This is a genomic window from Pseudomonas sp. IT-P74 (genome assembly GCF_949768175.1).
In the GTDB taxonomy this organism is placed as follows: Bacteria; Pseudomonadota; Gammaproteobacteria; order Pseudomonadales; family Pseudomonadaceae; genus Aquipseudomonas.
The window spans coordinates 375,326-390,413 of sequence record NZ_CATKQD010000044.1 but is presented as its reverse complement, the minus strand read 5'-3'; the positions used below and the strand labels follow the sequence as shown (position 1 = coordinate 390,413).

13 protein-coding genes and 1 riboswitch are annotated in these 15,088 nt (G+C 62.0%); of the genes, 11 read left to right on the top strand and 2 right to left on the bottom strand.

All coding sequences use genetic code 11. The features are described 5' to 3' along the window. Nucleotides 1-59 precede the first annotated feature (59 nt). Nucleotides 60-515: a hypothetical protein gene (locus ACM6J5_RS20270; RefSeq protein WP_414929212.1), complete on the bottom strand. Its 456-nt coding sequence runs from the start codon at nucleotides 513-515 to the stop codon at nucleotides 60-62. Nucleotides 516-682: 167 nt separating this feature from the next. Then, entirely contained in the window at nucleotides 683-931 is a 249-nt protein-coding gene (locus ACM6J5_RS20265; protein WP_150673082.1) for a hypothetical protein, read from the bottom strand. 279 nt (nucleotides 932-1,210) lie between these two features. Next, nucleotides 1,211-1,311: riboswitch (guanidine-I (ykkC/yxkD leader) on the top strand. Nucleotides 1,312-1,371: 60 nt separating this feature from the next. Here ACM6J5_RS20265 and ACM6J5_RS20260 point away from each other — a divergent pair. From ACM6J5_RS20260 to ACM6J5_RS20210, 11 genes are all read left to right on the top strand, one after another. Next, a complete protein-coding gene (locus ACM6J5_RS20260) occupies nucleotides 1,372-2,439 on the top strand; it encodes a putative urea ABC transporter substrate-binding protein (RefSeq protein ID WP_414929211.1) in 1,068 nt (355 codons plus the stop codon). Between the two features lie 15 nt (nucleotides 2,440-2,454). After that, nucleotides 2,455-3,270, top strand: coding sequence for an ABC transporter permease (locus tag ACM6J5_RS20255; protein ID WP_150673084.1), 816 nt, complete (start codon nucleotides 2,455-2,457; stop codon nucleotides 3,268-3,270). Beyond that, nucleotides 3,267-4,055, top strand: a complete 789-nt coding sequence (locus tag ACM6J5_RS20250) for an ABC transporter ATP-binding protein (protein WP_150673085.1) — start codon at nucleotides 3,267-3,269, stop codon at nucleotides 4,053-4,055. Before ACM6J5_RS20255 ends, ACM6J5_RS20250 begins: the two co-directional genes overlap by 4 nt. A gap of 13 nt (nucleotides 4,056-4,068) precedes the next feature. Beyond that, nucleotides 4,069-4,794 carry an urea amidolyase associated protein UAAP1 gene (locus ACM6J5_RS20245; RefSeq protein WP_150673086.1) on the top strand — a complete coding sequence of 242 codons (726 nt, stop codon included), beginning with the start codon at nucleotides 4,069-4,071 and terminating at the stop codon, nucleotides 4,792-4,794. Nucleotides 4,795-4,805: 11 nt separating this feature from the next. Continuing rightward, on the top strand, nucleotides 4,806-5,447 hold the full coding sequence (locus ACM6J5_RS20240; RefSeq protein ID WP_150673087.1) for an urea amidolyase associated protein UAAP2: 642 nt from the start codon (nucleotides 4,806-4,808) through the stop codon (nucleotides 5,445-5,447). A 266-nt stretch (nucleotides 5,448-5,713) separates the two neighbouring features. Next, complete coding sequence (gene uca / locus ACM6J5_RS20235; protein WP_414929210.1) at nucleotides 5,714-9,361, top strand: urea carboxylase; 3,648 nt, start codon at nucleotides 5,714-5,716, stop codon at nucleotides 9,359-9,361. 25 nt (nucleotides 9,362-9,386) lie between these two features. Then, entirely contained in the window at nucleotides 9,387-11,165 is a 1,779-nt protein-coding gene (gene atzF, locus ACM6J5_RS20230) for an allophanate hydrolase (RefSeq protein WP_414929209.1), read from the top strand. Between the two features lie 219 nt (nucleotides 11,166-11,384). After that, nucleotides 11,385-12,878: a diguanylate cyclase gene (locus ACM6J5_RS20225; RefSeq protein WP_414929208.1), complete on the top strand. Its 1,494-nt coding sequence runs from the start codon at nucleotides 11,385-11,387 to the stop codon at nucleotides 12,876-12,878. After that, nucleotides 12,865-13,080 carry a cysteine-rich CWC family protein gene (locus ACM6J5_RS20220; protein WP_150673090.1) on the top strand — a complete coding sequence of 72 codons (216 nt, stop codon included), beginning with the start codon at nucleotides 12,865-12,867 and terminating at the stop codon, nucleotides 13,078-13,080. Before ACM6J5_RS20225 ends, ACM6J5_RS20220 begins: the two co-directional genes overlap by 14 nt. A gap of 37 nt (nucleotides 13,081-13,117) precedes the next feature. Beyond that, nucleotides 13,118-13,810, top strand: coding sequence for a pseudouridine synthase (locus ACM6J5_RS20215; RefSeq protein WP_150673091.1), 693 nt, complete (start codon nucleotides 13,118-13,120; stop codon nucleotides 13,808-13,810). A 313-nt stretch (nucleotides 13,811-14,123) separates the two neighbouring features. Continuing rightward, on the top strand, nucleotides 14,124-15,008 hold the full coding sequence (locus ACM6J5_RS20210; protein ID WP_046041531.1) for an alpha/beta fold hydrolase: 885 nt from the start codon (nucleotides 14,124-14,126) through the stop codon (nucleotides 15,006-15,008). The last annotated feature ends 80 nt before the right edge of the window (nucleotides 15,009-15,088 follow it).

The following is a 15,088-nucleotide window of genomic DNA, read 5'->3' as shown; positions in this document are numbered from 1 at the left end:
CACACCGCCTTCGCGAGCAGGCTCGCTCCCACAGGTTTTGTATTTATTCGGTTTAACGGTTAGCGGTGATTACTCCGCCCGCTGCGATAGCCGCGACCGTCGTGACCGCGATAGTCGTTGTTCCAGTTCCCGCGGTTACGGCCGTCCCAGTGATGGTTCTGATGCATGCGGTAGTCGCCCCGCGACGGCTGATAGTAACGAGGGGCCGACTGGTAATGGCGCGAGGGTTGATACATCCGCGGATGCGAGTAATAGCGCGACGGTTGATAGATCCGCGGCTGTGAGTAATAGCGCGGTGTCGGCTGGTAGTAGCGCGCTGGAGGCACGTAATACCGGGGCGGCGGTGTGTAGTAACCGCCACCATTGTAGTAGTAGGAACTCCCCCCGGCGTAATGGGTTGGCGCCGGCGAGGTATAGGCCTCGGAACTGTAGTAACTGCCTCCTTCATCGTAATAAGGCACGCACCCACCAAGGGATAATCCCAACACAGCTAGCAGAAGTATTCGGCGATACATAGCGGCCTCCTGGACCGCGGGCAAACCACACCAGCGACGCTGGCAGGCGACAGTCAAATGTTCTCTGACTGTCGAAATATCAGACACCGAATTCGGAATCTGGTGCGCCCCTGAAACAAGTAGAAACATCTGGCCGATGAAAGGTTTTTCATCCATTCACGCCCTGATCAACGGTGGCCACCGCGATGGCCACCGCCATGATGTCCACCGCCGTGGCCACGGTAGTAACCATGCCCACCGTAGTAATAAGAGCGATGGCCACCGTAATAACGTGGACCGTAGTAACCGTAGTAATAGGGCGAGTAGTAGCCGGGGTAGTAATAAGGTCCCCCGTAGACGTCGGCAGGACCGGCGTAGTAGTAGCAGCCAGACAACCCAAGACCGAGTACTGCACCTAACAACAATCGACGTAACATGGCGGCCTCCGTAAAGACCTGCGACAGCAGTGACACCTTTTTTGACTGGCAATCCCCTGCCAAGTGCGACGTTGCATCCACCGTCTGATCAGCGGCGGACAGGTTCCATTGCGGTGCACCCGCGCACCATCACAAGGCAGCGCGCCTTTCCAACCAACACCGTCGACCTCCCTGGCCCCCATGCTAGAGCGCTCGGACCAACTTGGCACGTCTCTCGCTTTAGCGCACTTGTTCCAAAAAAAGTGCAGGCGTCACTACAGGTTCGCGGCACCACAATTTGCAATGGCTGACTAGGGTTCCGGCTCGCAATCGCGAGTGACTGGTCCGAGAGTTGGCGACCTCCAGTTGAGGTTACACGGCGGGACAAAAGCCCGGGAGACAAGCCACCGTTAGCGGTGCCGCTGCCGTCCTGTCCGTTCTTGATCAACTGGAGAACCACCATGTCTCAGCTTCGTTTACCCGCCCTGCTCGCCGCTGCGTTCGCCGCCCTCGTGAGCTTCTCGTCCCAGGCCGCCCAGAAAGACCACTTCAGCGTGTGCTGGACGATCTACGCCGGCTGGATGCCGTGGGAATATGCCGGCAGCCAGGGCATCGTCGACAAATGGGCAAAAAAGTACGGCATCAAAATTGATGTGGTGCAGCTCAATGACTACGTCGAATCCATCAACCAGTACACCGCCGGCCAGTTCGACGGTTGCACCATGACCAACATGGACGCGCTGACCATTCCGGCCGCTGGCGGCGTCGACAGTACCGCGCTGATCGTCAGTGATTTCTCCAACGGCAACGACGGCATCGTGCTCAAGGGCGAAGGCAGGAAAGTCACCGACCTCAAGGGCATGGACGTCAACCTCGTGGAGCTCTCTGTCTCCCACTACCTGCTGGCCCGGGCCCTGGATTCGGTGGACCTCACCGAGAAAGACCTGAAAGTGGTCAATACCTCCGACGCCGATATCTCGGCCGCCTTCAACACCGATCAGGTCAACGCCGTCACCACCTGGAACCCGATGCTCTCGGACATCAAGGCCAAGCCCGCGGTGACTGAAGTGTTCAACTCCAGCCAGATCCCCGGCGAAATCATGGACATGATGGTGGTCAATTCCCAGACCCTCAAAGACAACCCGGCCCTCGGCAAGGCACTGACCGGCGCCTGGTTCGAAGTGGTCGAGTTGATGAGCGCGAAAAACGCCGCCAGCAAAGCCGCCCTGGAGCACATGGCCAAGGCCTCCGGCACTGACCTGGCGGGTTTTCAGGCGCAACTGGACACCACCAGATTGTTCGCCACCCCGAAAGAAGCCCTGGCGTTCAGCACCAGCAAGCAACTGCCGGAAACCATGCGCAAGGTCGCCGAGTTCTCCTTCCAGCACGGCTTGCTGGGTGAAGGCGCCAAGGACACCAGCGCGGTCGGCATGGCCTTCGCCAACGGCGTGACCAGCGGCGACAAGGGCAACCTCAAACTGCGCTTCGACCCGAGTTACGTGCAGATGGCCGCCGACGCCAAGCTGTAATCAGGAGACCTGGCCATGCGCCTGATCAACCGTCACCCGGACCGCCCGAGTCGCCTGTTGCTGGTGATCCTGCCGTTCGCCCTGGTGCTGTTCGCCTACTTCATGGGCTCGGCCGAGCGATTAGCGCAAAACCCCAACGACAAGCTGCTGCCCAGCGCCGTGCAGATGACCGATGCGGTGAAACGCCTGGCCTTCGTCGCCGACAGCCGCACCGGCGAATACCTGCTCTGGCAGGACACGGCATCCAGCCTGCGGCGTCTGGCCATCGGCCTGGGCATCAGCGCCCTGGCCGGGCTGTGCCTGGGGATCGCCGCCGGTACCCTGCCGCTGTTCGGTGCGCCGCTGTCACCCTTGCTGACCGTGCTGTCGATGGTGCCACCGCTGGCGATCCTGCCGATTCTGTTCATCGTCTTCGGTCTGGGTGAGTTGTCGAAAGTGATGCTGATCGTGATCGGCATCACCCCGGCCCTGGCCCGGGACCTGGAACAGCGCGCCCGGGAAATACCCGTGGAGTTGCTGATCAAGGCCCAGACCCTCGGCGCGTCTACCTGGACCTTGATGCTGCGGGTGGTGTTGCCGCAACTGCTGCCACGACTGCTGATTGCGCTGCGACTGATGCTCGGCTCGGCGTGGCTGTTCCTGATTGCCGCCGAAGCCATCGCCTCCACCGACGGCCTCGGCTACCGGATTTTCCTGGTGCGCCGCTACCTGGCGATGGACGTGATTTTGCCCTACGTGGTGTGGATCACCTTGCTCGCCTGGCTGATGGATTGGGGGCTCAAGCAACTGACCCGCCACGCATTCCCTTGGTATGAAGGTGCGGCCAAATGAGCTTCATCACGGTGAAAAACGTCTGGCAGCAATACGCCGATCAAGTGGTACTCGAAGGCCTCAACCTGAACGTCAACGAAGGTGAGTTCTGCACCCTCGTGGGGGCTTCCGGTTGCGGTAAATCGACCTTCCTTCGCCTGCTGCTCGGCCAGGAACGCACCAGTCGCGGCGAGATCCTGCTCGACGGTCAGCCCTTGGCCGGCGAGCCGGACGCCAGCCGTGGCGTGGTGTTCCAGCGCTACTCGGTGTTCCCCCATCTCAGCGTGCTGGACAACGTCGCCCTCGGCCTTGAACTGCCCTGCTCGCCGCTACTCGGACGCCTGTTCGGCAGCGCGAAAAAAGAGGCCCGCGAACAGGCTTCGGTGCTGCTGCACAAAGTCGGCCTTGGCCACTCGCTGGACAAGTACCCGGCGCAGCTCTCCGGCGGCATGCAACAACGGCTGGCCATCGCCCAGGCGCTGATCATGAAGCCGCGTGTGTTGCTGCTCGACGAACCGTTCGGCGCCCTCGACCCGGGCATCCGCAAAGACATGCACGCCTTGCTCCTGGAGCTGTGGCGCGAGACCCGACTGACGGTGTTCATGGTCACCCATGACCTGTCCGAAGGCTTCAGCCTCGGCACACGCCTGCTGGTGTTCGACAAGGTCCGCCTCGACCCGCATGCGCCCGGCCGCTATGGCGCACGCATCACCTACGACATCCCTTTGAACAGCGACCGCCGCACCCTCCGTGCCGCCGTCGATGCCTTGCCGGCTCCTTTGGCGGGCACGCTTCGTATCGCTTAGAGGAATTTTGCAAATGACTGATTCGACCCGACTGTTCCCGCCCTTCGCCGAAGAAATGCTCCCCGGCGGCGGCCATCGTTCCTTCGTCTTGAAACGCGGACAACTGCTGCGCCTGACCGACCTGCGTGGCGGCGCCAACGTCAGCCTGACATTACTCAACGCCAATGAAAAAACCGAACGCCTGAACCTGCCCGACAGCCTCAAATGCCAACACACCACCAAGCTCACCACAGGCCACTGCCTGTACTCGGACATGGGCCGTGTGCTGGCTGCCATCACCGCCGACACCTGCGGCTGGAGCGACAGCCTGGGTGGCGTGCTCTGCGCTGAAGAAGTGGCGCAAAAGTACGGCGCGGGCCGCTATCAGGAACTGCGCAACGGCTTCTTCCGCAACGGCACCGACAACCTGTTGGTGGAGCTGGGCAAATGGGGGCTGGGCCTGTCCGATCTGCTGATGACCCTCAACCTGTTCAGCCGCGTGAGCGTCGATGACGCCGGGCGCTTCCATTTCGTCGAGGGCAACTCCAAGGCTGGCGACTACATCGAGTTGTACGCGCCGATGGACACCCTCGTGGTGCTCACCGCCCTGCAGCACCCGATGGACCCGTCGCCGGAATATGCACCGAAACCGCTGAAGCTCAGCTGGATGAACGCCGACGCCAGCGTCGCCGAACACTGCCGCACCTCGCGCCCGGAAAACGAGCGCGGCTTCATCAACACCGACCGTTTGTTTGTCTGAGGATCGCTGCCATGTCACCCGCAATCGCCATCGCTCCACAGTCGCCTGAAACGGCCGTCTACCGCGCCACCATCCCCGCCGGCGAACCCTGGCTGATGGAGGTCAAGGCCGGACAGACCCTGCGCATCCTCGACCTTGAGGGCAACCAGGCTGTCGACACCTTGTTCTACAGCGTCGCCAATCCCAGGGAGCGCTACGACGTGCAGCGCACCCTGCGTCGGCAGAACAGCGTGTACCTGAGCACCGGCAGCGTGCTCTATTCCAACCTCGGCAAGCCGATGCTGACCATCGTCGCCGACACTTGCGGGCGTCACGACACCCTCGGCGGCGCCTGCGCACAAGAGAGCAACACCGTGCGCTACGCCCTGGAAAAACGCCACATGCACAGCTGCCGCGACAACTACCTGCGCGCCTGTGCTCACGATGGCCGCCTGGGCAAGAGCGACATCGGGCCGAACATCAACTTCTTCATGAACGTACCGGTCACCGCCGACGGTGGGCTGACCTTTGAAGACGGGATATCCGCACCGGGCAAGTACGTCGACCTGCGGGCCGATATGGACGTGATCGTGCTGATCTCCAACTGCCCGCAACTGAACAACCCCTGCAACGCCTACAACCCCACCCCTGCGGAGCTGCTGGTATGGAACTGAAATTCCCGAGACTGCGCCGCTGGTTGTTTGTCTTGTGCCAGGCACGTTCCGGGCAGTGCTTCAAACCGTCCAAACACCACTAAACCCTGTGGGAGCGAGCCTGCTCGCGATGGCGTCAGCACCTTCACCACTTGTGTTGGCTGACCCACCGCTATCGCGAGCAGGCTCGCTCCCACAGTGATCTGCGTTGATGTTGCCGTCGGGGACGACCCCGGTGCCTTTCGAAAAACTGCGGGACGGCCCGCATCCCCATCAGGGGTTATGCCATGTTCGAAAAAGTCCTGATTGCCAACCGTGGCGCCATTGCCTGTCGCATCCTGCGGACCCTGCGTGAACTGCAAGTGCAGGGCGTTGCCGTGTACTCCGAAGCCGATGCCGCCAGCCTGCACATCCTGCAAGCCGATGAGGCCCACTGCCTCGGTGAGGGTGCAGCGGCTGGAACTTACCTGGCGGTCGACAAGATCCTCGCCATCGCCAAGTCCACCGGCACCACCGCGATCCATCCCGGCTACGGCTTTCTTTCGGAAAATGCCGCGTTCGCCGAAGCCTGCGAGGCCGTCAACATTGCCTTCATCGGCCCAACGCCGGAACAACTGCGGGTGTTCGGCCTCAAGCACACCGCACGCGCCCTGGCCAGACAACACGGCGTGCCGATGCTCGAAGGCACCGAACTGCTCGACAGCCTCGATGCCGCGCTGCTGGCCGGTGAACAGGTTGGCTACCCGGTGATGCTCAAGAGCACGGCTGGCGGTGGCGGGATCGGCATGCGCGTGTGCCGTAGCGCGGCCGAGTTGAGCGAATCCTTCGAAGCGGTCAAGCGCCTGGGCCAGAACAACTTCAGCGACGCCGGGGTGTTCATCGAGAAGTACATCCAGCGCGCCCGCCACCTGGAAGTGCAGGTGTTCGGCGACGGTCACGGCGAAGTGATCGCCCTCGGCGTGCGTGATTGCTCGGTGCAACGACGCAACCAGAAAGTCCTCGAAGAAACCCCGGCGCCGAACCTGCCCGACGGCATGGCCGATGAGCTGTGCGCAGCGGCGATCAAATTGGCCAAGGCAGTGAATTACCGCAGCGCCGGCACCGTGGAATTCGTCTTCGACAGCGAGGCCCGGCGCTTCTACTTCCTGGAAGTGAACACCCGTTTGCAGGTGGAGCACGGTGTCACCGAACAGGTGTGGGGTGTCGACCTGGTGCGCTGGATGGTGCAACTGGCGGCCGGCGACCTGCCGCCCCTGAGCGATCTGGTACAGGGTTTGAAACCGGTGGGCCATGCGATTCAGGCGCGTTTGTATGCCGAAGATCCGGGGCGGGATTTTCAACCGAGCCCAGGCTTGCTCACCGCCGTGGATTTCCCCGTGGCCAATGGCATTGAACTGCGTATCGACACCTGGGTCGAGGCTGGCTGCGAGATCCCGCCCTACTTCGACCCGATGATCGCCAAGGTCATCAGTTGGGCGCCGACTCGCGAGGAGGCCGCTGCGGATCTGCATCAGGCGCTGGGGGCCAGCCTGCTCTATGGCGTGGAAACCAACCGCGATTACCTGCGACAGATTCTGCTCGATGCGCCTTTCGCCAGCGGCCAGCCGTGGACCCGTTGCCTGGAAGGCCTGGTCTATCAGGCCAATACGTTCGAGGTGCTCAGCGCCGGCACCCAGACCAGCGTTCAGGATTATCCCGGCCGTCTCGGTTACTGGGCGGTCGGCGTGCCGCCATCGGGGCCGATGGACAGTCGGGCGTTGCGTCTGGGTAACCGTTTGCTGGGCAACGACGAAGGCGCGGCGGCGCTGGAAATCACCATGAGCGGGCCGTTGCTGCGCTTCAATTGCGAGGCGGTGGTGGCGGTGACCGGCGCGGTGATTCCATTGCTGCTCAACGGTGAAAGCGTACCGATGAGCACGGCACTACTGATTCCAGCGGGCGCGACGTTGAGCCTCGGCACCATCGCAGGCACAGGTGCACGCAGCTATCTGTGCCTGCGTGGCGGCCTGCAAGTACCGGATTATCTGGGCAGCAAAAGCACCTTTACCCTCGGCCAGTTTGGTGGCCACGGTGGCCGCGCGTTGCGAGCCGGTGATGTGTTGCACCTGCCAGCCCTCAATGACCGCTGTGCCGGTCAGCAACTGGCTGAAGAACAGCTCACCGAGTTGCCGGCGATTCGGCAGATCCGGGTGATCTACGGCCCCCACGGTGCGCCGGAATACTTCACGCGAAACTACATTGGCACCTTCTTCGCCACACAGTGGGAAGTGCACTTCAACTCCAGCCGCACTGGCGTTCGCCTGATCGGACCGAAGCCTGAGTGGGTGCGTGCCGACGGTGGTGAAGCCGGTTTGCATCCGTCGAACATCCACGACAATCCGTATGCGATCGGTGCGGTGGATTTTACCGGTGACATGCCGGTCATCCTCGGCCCGGATGGCCCGAGCCTCGGCGGGTTCGTGTGCCCGGTGACGGTGATCGAGGCGGATCTTTGGCAACTGGGGCAGCTCAAGGCCGGGGACAAGGTGCAGTTCCTGCCGGTCGATATCAAAACTGCCCGAGCCCTCGCCTTGAAATGGAATCCCTCCTGTAGGAATGAGCCTGCTCGTGATGACGGCATCACCTGCGACATCTCTGTGACTGAAACACCGCAATCGCGAGCAGGCTCACTCCTACAGGGGATTGTGTCGCCTGTTGTGTTGGATTTGGGTCAGGACAATACGCGGTTGGTGGCGCGCCTGTCCGGCGACACCCACCTGCTGCTGGAAATCGGCGCCCCGGAACTGGACCTGGTCCTGCGCTTCCGCGCCCACGCCCTGATGCAGGCGCTGGAAAGCAAAGACCTGCACGGCGTGATAGACCTCACCCCCGGCATCCGCTCACTGCAAATCCACTATCAGCCCGAGCAACTGCCGCTGTCCGACCTGCTCGGCATCGTCGCCGGCGAATGGGACGCCGTGTGCGCCGCCAAGGACCTGCAAGTGCCCTCGCGCATCGTGCATCTGCCCCTTTCCTGGGACGACCCGGCGTGCCGGTTGGCCATCGAGAAATACATGACCACGGTGCGCAAGGACGCGCCGTGGTGCCCGAGCAACCTGGAGTTCATCCGCCGCATCAACGACCTGCCGAACCTCGATGAAGTGCAGCGCACGGTGTTCGACGCCAGTTACCTGGTGATGGGCCTGGGCGACGTCTACCTCGGCGCACCGGTCGCCACCCCGCTCGACCCGCGCCATCGCCTGGTGACCACCAAGTACAACCCGGCGCGCACCTGGACCGCGGAAAACTCCGTGGGCATCGGTGGCGCCTACATGTGCGTCTACGGCATGGAAGGCCCCGGCGGCTATCAGTTTGTCGGGCGCACCTTGCAGATGTGGAACCGCTACCGCGAAGTCGCCGCGTTCGATGGCAAACCCTGGTTGCTGCGGTTTTTCGACCAGATCCGTTTCTACCCGGCCAGCGCCGATGAACTGCTGCGCATCCGCCGGGATTTCCCCCTCGGGCGCTTCGACCTGAACATCGAGCACAGTCAGTTGAACCTGGCGCAATACCAGGCGTTCCTGGCCCGGGAAGCCGAGACCATCGACGCGTTTCGCGAGCAGCAAAAAGGCGCATTCAACGCCGAGCGCGAACGCTGGATCGCCAGTGGCCAGGCGCATTTCGACAGTGAAGAACTGGCCCCGGAGGCGACCGAAGATGCACCGCTGACCAGCGGTCAGCAAAGCGTCGACAGCCACATCGCCGGCAACCTCTGGCAGGTTCAGGTCGAGACCGGTAGCCGTGTCGAGGCCGGTGACGTGCTGGTGATCCTGGAGTCGATGAAGATGGAAATCCCCCTGCTCGCGCCAATGGCCGGCGTGGTACGCGAGATTCGCGTGCAACCGGGTTCGGCGGTGCGCGCCGGGCAGCGCGTTGTGGTGCTGGAACTTGACTGAACCCATGTTGAAAAGGACTAACGCCATGAACATCGATCTGCAACTCGACACCCTGCGCGGCGCTTATCGCGACGGCCGCATCACGCCACGGCAATTGCTGCTGCAACTGCGGGACAAAGCCGCCGCGCTGAACCCGGACTATCACCTGTTCATCCACTTGCTCAGTGTCGATGAACTGGAGCCTTACCTCGCCGCCCTCGACGGTCGCGACCTCGCTAGCCTGCCGCTGTATGGCGTGCCATTCGCGATCAAGGACAACATCGACCTGGCGGGCATTCCGACCACGGCGGCGTGCCCGGCATTCGCCTACGTGCCGGAGCGTTCGGCGACCATCGTCGAACAATTGCTGGCCCTTGGTGCGATTCCGTTGGGCAAGACCAATCTCGACCAGTTCGCCACGGGGCTCAACGGCAGCCGCTCACCGTATGGCGCGTGCCCCAACAGCGTGTTGCCGGAGTATCCGTCGGGCGGCTCCAGCGCCGGATCATCGCTGGCGGTGGCGCTCGGGGTCGCGAGTTTTGCGCTGGGCACAGACACCGCCGGCTCAGGGCGTGTGCCGGCGGCGTTGAACAATCTGGTCGGCATGAAGGCCACCAAGGGCCTGATCTCGACGGCTGGCGTGGTTCCGGCCTGTCGTACGCTGGATTGCGTCACCACCTTCACCGCCACGGCGCGGGAAGCCAGTCAGTTGCTGGCGCTCACCGCACGCCTCGACCCTCGGGACGAATACAGCCGCAGCAACCCCCTGTGGAACGACGGTTCGGCGTTCGGTACACCGCGCCCCTTCCGTTTCGGCGTACCCCGTGCACAGGACCTGCAATTCTTCGGTTGCCCTGAGGGTCCGCTGTTGTTCGGTGATGCCATCGACCGCCTCAAGGCCCTGGGTGGCGAAGCGGTGGAACTGGACCTGTCGCCGTTTCTGGAGGCCGCACGCTTGCTCTATGAGGGTCCGTGGGTGGCCGAACGCTACAGCGTGGCCGGGAAGTTGATGGCGCAAAATCCCGAGGCCGTGTTGCCGGTGATTCGCGCCGTGTTGGCCAAGGCACCCGCCGTCGATGGCGTGCAAACCTTCCGCGCCCAATACCGGCTGCAAGCGCTCAAAGCCCTGTGCGACACAGCTCTGGAAGGCCTGGATTGCGTCGTCACACCGACCATCGGCCGCCCGGTGACGCTGGCGCAGCTCGAGGCCGAACCGGTGCTGCGCAATTCGGAACTGGGCTACTACACCAACTTCATGAACCTGCTCGACTACGCCGCCGTCGCCGTGCCCAGCGCGTTCATGGACAACGGCATGCCCTGGGGGGTGACGCTGTTTGGCCGGGCCTTTACCGATCAGTACCTGTTGAGCGTGGCGGATACCCTGCAGCGTCAGCAAGGCCTGGTCGCGCCTGCACCGACGACGGTTGCCCGCCATGATCGGGCGCGGCTGGTGGTCTGTGGTGCACACCTGGACGGGTTGGCGTTGAACTGGCAACTCAAGCAGCGCGGGGCCCGTTTGGTGGAAACGACATTCAGCTCGCCGGATTATCAACTCCATGCCCTGGCCGGCGGCCCGCCGTTTCGTCCGGGCATGGTCCGCGTGAAGGACGGCGGCGTGGCGATTGCGGTGGAGATCTGGGAGTTGCCGAGCAGCGAGTTGGGTTCATTCCTGACCGGAATCCCGGCGCCACTGGGGTTGGGCAAGGTGCAACTGGCGGACGGTCGCTGGGAGAGCGGGTTTATCTGTGAGGCGTACGGGCTGGAAGGCGCGGTGAACATCAGCCATTTGGGTGGTTGGCGGATGTATCTGAAATCACTGGGTTAAACACACATCCCCTGTGGGAGCGAGCCTGCTCGCGATGGCTCCAGCACATTCACGATTGATGTGACTGACACATCGCAATCGCGAGCAGGCTCGCTCCCACAAGGTCCTGCACAACCCTCCGTGGAACATGGGAACGACCATTCGCGGCACACATAGAGCAGTTATTTCCCCGCAGTGCCATTAGAATGCGACCATCGGATGACTGCCAATGGAACTGCCATGCCGCTTCGCTCGCCGCTGTACTCTCAACGCTCGTTGGTGCTCACGCTGGTCGCGTTGCTGGGCGCAGGTTTCCTCGCCACCTCCTTCCTCAGTTACTACGCCTCCCGGGCTTCGATCCGCGACAACATCGTCAACACCGAGTTGCCGCTGACATCGGACACGGTCTACTCGGAAATCCAGAAAGACCTCGTCAGGCCGATCCTGATTTCCTCGATGATGGCCCGCGACACCTTCATGCGCGACTGGGTGGTCAATGGTGAAAAGGATTCCGACCAGATGACCCGCTACCTCAACGAGGTCATGACCCACTACGGCGCCTACACCGCGTTCTTCGTCTCCAACACCAGCCTGACCTACTACCACGCCAAGGGCGTGCTCAAACAGGTCAAGACCACCGAGCCCCGCGACGCCTGGTACTTTCGCGTGAGAGACATGAAGGATCCGTACGAGATCAACGTCGACCCGGACCTCGCCAACAAGGACAACCTGACCTTCTTCATCAACTACAAGGTCTACGACTACAACAGCCGATTCATCGGCGCGGCCGGGGTTGGCCTGACCGTCGACGCCGTGATCAAGCTGATCGACAAGTACCAGCAGCGCTATCAACGCAGTGTGTATTTCGTCGACAACTTCGGGCGCCTGGTGCTCACCGGCGCCGAAGGGGGTCCGCAGGGTGCGCACATCGGGCAGAAACTCAGCGAACTCGACAGCATGAAAGACCTGGTCAGCCGGCTGCCCAAACCCCACAGCGGCAGCTATGAATATTCCGTGCAGGGCCAGGGGCATTTCCTCAACGTGCGGTTTATCCCGGAGCTGAACTGGTACCTGTTCGTCGACAAACGCGAAGACAGCGCCCTTGGTGAAATCCGCCACTCGCTGTACCTCAACCTGCTGATCTGTCTGCTGGTGACCTTGATTGTGCTGGCCCTGCTCAACCGGGTGATCAAGCGCTATCAGGACAAGATCCAGGCCCAGGCCATCCTCGACAGCCTGACCGAACTGCCCAACCGTCGTGGCTTCGACCTGCTGGCCGCGCAAGCCATGCACGAAGCCCGGCGCGAACCCAAGCCGCTGACCGCTTTGCTGTTGGACCTCGACCACTTCAAGGCGCTGAACGACACCTACGGCCACCTGGCCGGCGACCAGGTACTGATCGGTTTCGCCCGGGACCTGGAAAGTTGCCTGCGGCACTCCGACATCGTCTGCCGCTGGGGCGGTGAAGAGTTCATCGTGCTGCTCAAGGACACTGACGGTAAGACCGGTCTGATGATTGCCGAGAAAATTCGTCAGCATGTGGAACAACAGCGCTATGCCTACAACGACAAGACCTTGCAACTGACGGTGAGCATCGGACTCACCACCCTGCAGCCCGATGACACCTTGCACAGCCTGCTGTCACGGGCGGATCATGCGATGTATCGGGCCAAGCAAAGTGGCCGCAACCGAACCTGCATGGAAATGTCTCACTCCAGCTATGAACCAGCCTGACCTCTGCCCCGCCTGCGGCGCCCCCAACGACTGCACCCTGGCCGATCCGCGAACCGCTGACCGCGCCTGCTGGTGCTACGGCGTCAGCATCGACCCGGCCGTGCTCCAGGCGCTGCCGGCGGAACTGCGCGACGCCTCGTGCCTGTGCCCGCGCTGCGCCGAGGTCGAGGCGCAGTTGCAAGCAGCGCCCGAATCGATCTAGTAAGATGCGCGCCCCTTTCCCTACCGATCCTTAAGTCATGCGTGTCGACCGGTTTCTCAGCAACCTGCCGTGCTTCAACCGTAAGCAGGTACGCCTGTTGCTGGTGGAAAAACGCGTCAGGGTTGACGGAATAATCGTCAGCGACCCGCACAGCGAAGTCCGCGAATTCAGCCGCGTCGAGGTCGACAATGACGTGCTGCAAGTCGGTAAACCCCTGCGCCACTTCATGTTGCACAAGCCCGCCGGATGCGTCAGCGCCACCCGGGATCCGCAGCACCCGACCGTGCTCGATCTGATCGATGAACCGGACAAGGACGAACTGCACATCGCCGGGCGCCTGGACTTCAACACCACGGGTTTGATGTTGATCACCAACGACGGCAGCTGGTCGCGGCGCCTGACCCAGCCGCAGACCAAACTGCCCAAGGTCTATTACGTTGAAACCGAACAGGACATCGGCCCCGAATACGCGATCAAATTCAACGAAGGGCTGTACTTCGCCTTCGAAGACCTCACCACGCAACCGGCCGGGCTAGAGTTGCTCGGGCCAAAATGCGCGCGCCTGAGTATCGTCGAAGGCCGCTATCACCAGGTCAAGCGCATGTTCGGCCACTTCAACAACAAGGTCATGCGCCTGCACCGCGAATGCATGGGGCCGCTGGTACTCGACGACGCGTTGAAACCGGGCGAATACCGCCCGCTGAGCGATGAAGAGATCGGCTCGATCTAAGCCAGCGACCGCTCAGCAGAAAGTTGTCGAACAATTTACCAATGGCACTTGCGCATTGATGTGACCCCTGCTTGAATCAGGACGTCGGCCGAAATGTGACCGACGAGTCACCACATACCTCTAAGAAACTTTTTGCCGGTAGGAGCCCAAGGGTTCCGGCCTCATCCGGCAGACTGCCCGCCAATAACAATACCCGTCGACCGGACTGCAATGGATCGACATGGGCCTCTCAAATTCCAGGCGTATGCCTACCTGTCACAAAGCTCGTGCAATCTCATTTGCGCGCATACCCGCTTGCCAGGAGTCTTATGACATGAGGCCAGAAATCGCTGTGTTGGATATACAGGGTCAGTATCGGGTTTACACGGAGTTCTATCGCGCAGACGCCGCAGAGAAGACCATTATCTTGGTCAACGGCTCGATGGCCACGACTGCGTCGTTTGCACAAACCGTGAAAAACCTCCATCCGCAGTTCAACGTCGTCTGCTACGACCAGCCCTACGCGGGCCGGTCAAAAGCCCACAACCTGCATGAAAAAATGCTCACCAAGGAAATCGAAGGGCAGATCCTGCTTGAGCTGATCGACCACTTCGCCGCCGAACACGTGCTGTCCTTTTCCTGGGGCGGTGCCGCGACCATGATGGCGTTGTCGCAACGGCCACGGCGCATCGAAAAAGCCGTGATCAGCTCGTTCTCCCCGGTGATCAACGCGCATATGCTCGACTACCTCGAGCGCGGCGTCGAACACCTCGGCAACCTGGACCGCGACCGGGTCGGACACCTGGTGAACGACACCATCGGCAAACACCTGCCGTCGTTGTTCAAGCGCTTCAACTATCGCCACGTCAGCTCCCTGGCCGAACATGAGTACGGGCAGATGCACTTCCACATCAGCGACGTGCTTCACAGCGACCGCCAGTGCTACCTGCACGCGGCGAAGAAGATCGACGTGCCGGTGCTGTTCCTAAACGGCGAATGGGACGAATACACCGCCGCCGACGACGCCCGGTTGTTCGCCGGCCACGTGCAACACAGCACGTTCAGCACCCTTCAGGCCACCGGCCACTTTCTCGACATGGAGCACAAAGCCGCCTGCCGAGACAGCCGCAACGCACTGATGGGCTTCCTTAAACCAGCGCAACTCGAAAGCCGACCGCGTTACCACAACGTCCAGGAACACCATGCATTGGCAAGCTGAAGTAGCGTCATCGCGAGCAAGCCCCGCCCTGCTGCGTTAAACGTATTCTGCAGGCGCGAGGCTTGCCCGCGATCGACCGT

Excerpts from the sequence above, each read along its gene's own strand:
- ACM6J5_RS20255 (WP_150673084.1), top strand. The coding sequence starts at position 2,455 with ATGCGCCTGATCAACCGTCACCCGGACCGCCCGAGTCGCCTGTTGCTG.
- ACM6J5_RS20260 (WP_414929211.1), top strand. The coding sequence starts at position 1,372 with ATGTCTCAGCTTCGTTTACCCGCCCTGCTCGCCGCTGCGTTCGCCGCC.
- uca (WP_414929210.1), top strand. The coding sequence starts at position 5,714 with ATGTTCGAAAAAGTCCTGATTGCCAACCGTGGCGCCATTGCCTGTCGC.
- ACM6J5_RS20240 (WP_150673087.1), top strand. The coding sequence starts at position 4,806 with ATGTCACCCGCAATCGCCATCGCTCCACAGTCGCCTGAAACGGCCGTC.
- ACM6J5_RS20215 (WP_150673091.1), top strand. The coding sequence starts at position 13,118 with ATGCGTGTCGACCGGTTTCTCAGCAACCTGCCGTGCTTCAACCGTAAG.
- ACM6J5_RS20270 (WP_414929212.1), bottom strand. The coding sequence starts at position 515 with ATGTATCGCCGAATACTTCTGCTAGCTGTGTTGGGATTATCCCTTGGT.
- ACM6J5_RS20245 (WP_150673086.1), top strand. The coding sequence starts at position 4,069 with ATGACTGATTCGACCCGACTGTTCCCGCCCTTCGCCGAAGAAATGCTC.
- ACM6J5_RS20210 (WP_046041531.1), top strand. The coding sequence starts at position 14,124 with ATGAGGCCAGAAATCGCTGTGTTGGATATACAGGGTCAGTATCGGGTT.
- atzF (WP_414929209.1), top strand. The coding sequence starts at position 9,387 with ATGAACATCGATCTGCAACTCGACACCCTGCGCGGCGCTTATCGCGAC.
- ACM6J5_RS20265 (WP_150673082.1), bottom strand. The coding sequence starts at position 931 with ATGTTACGTCGATTGTTGTTAGGTGCAGTACTCGGTCTTGGGTTGTCT.
- ACM6J5_RS20225 (WP_414929208.1), top strand. The coding sequence starts at position 11,385 with ATGCCGCTTCGCTCGCCGCTGTACTCTCAACGCTCGTTGGTGCTCACG.
- ACM6J5_RS20220 (WP_150673090.1), top strand. The coding sequence starts at position 12,865 with ATGAACCAGCCTGACCTCTGCCCCGCCTGCGGCGCCCCCAACGACTGC.
- ACM6J5_RS20250 (WP_150673085.1), top strand. The coding sequence starts at position 3,267 with ATGAGCTTCATCACGGTGAAAAACGTCTGGCAGCAATACGCCGATCAA.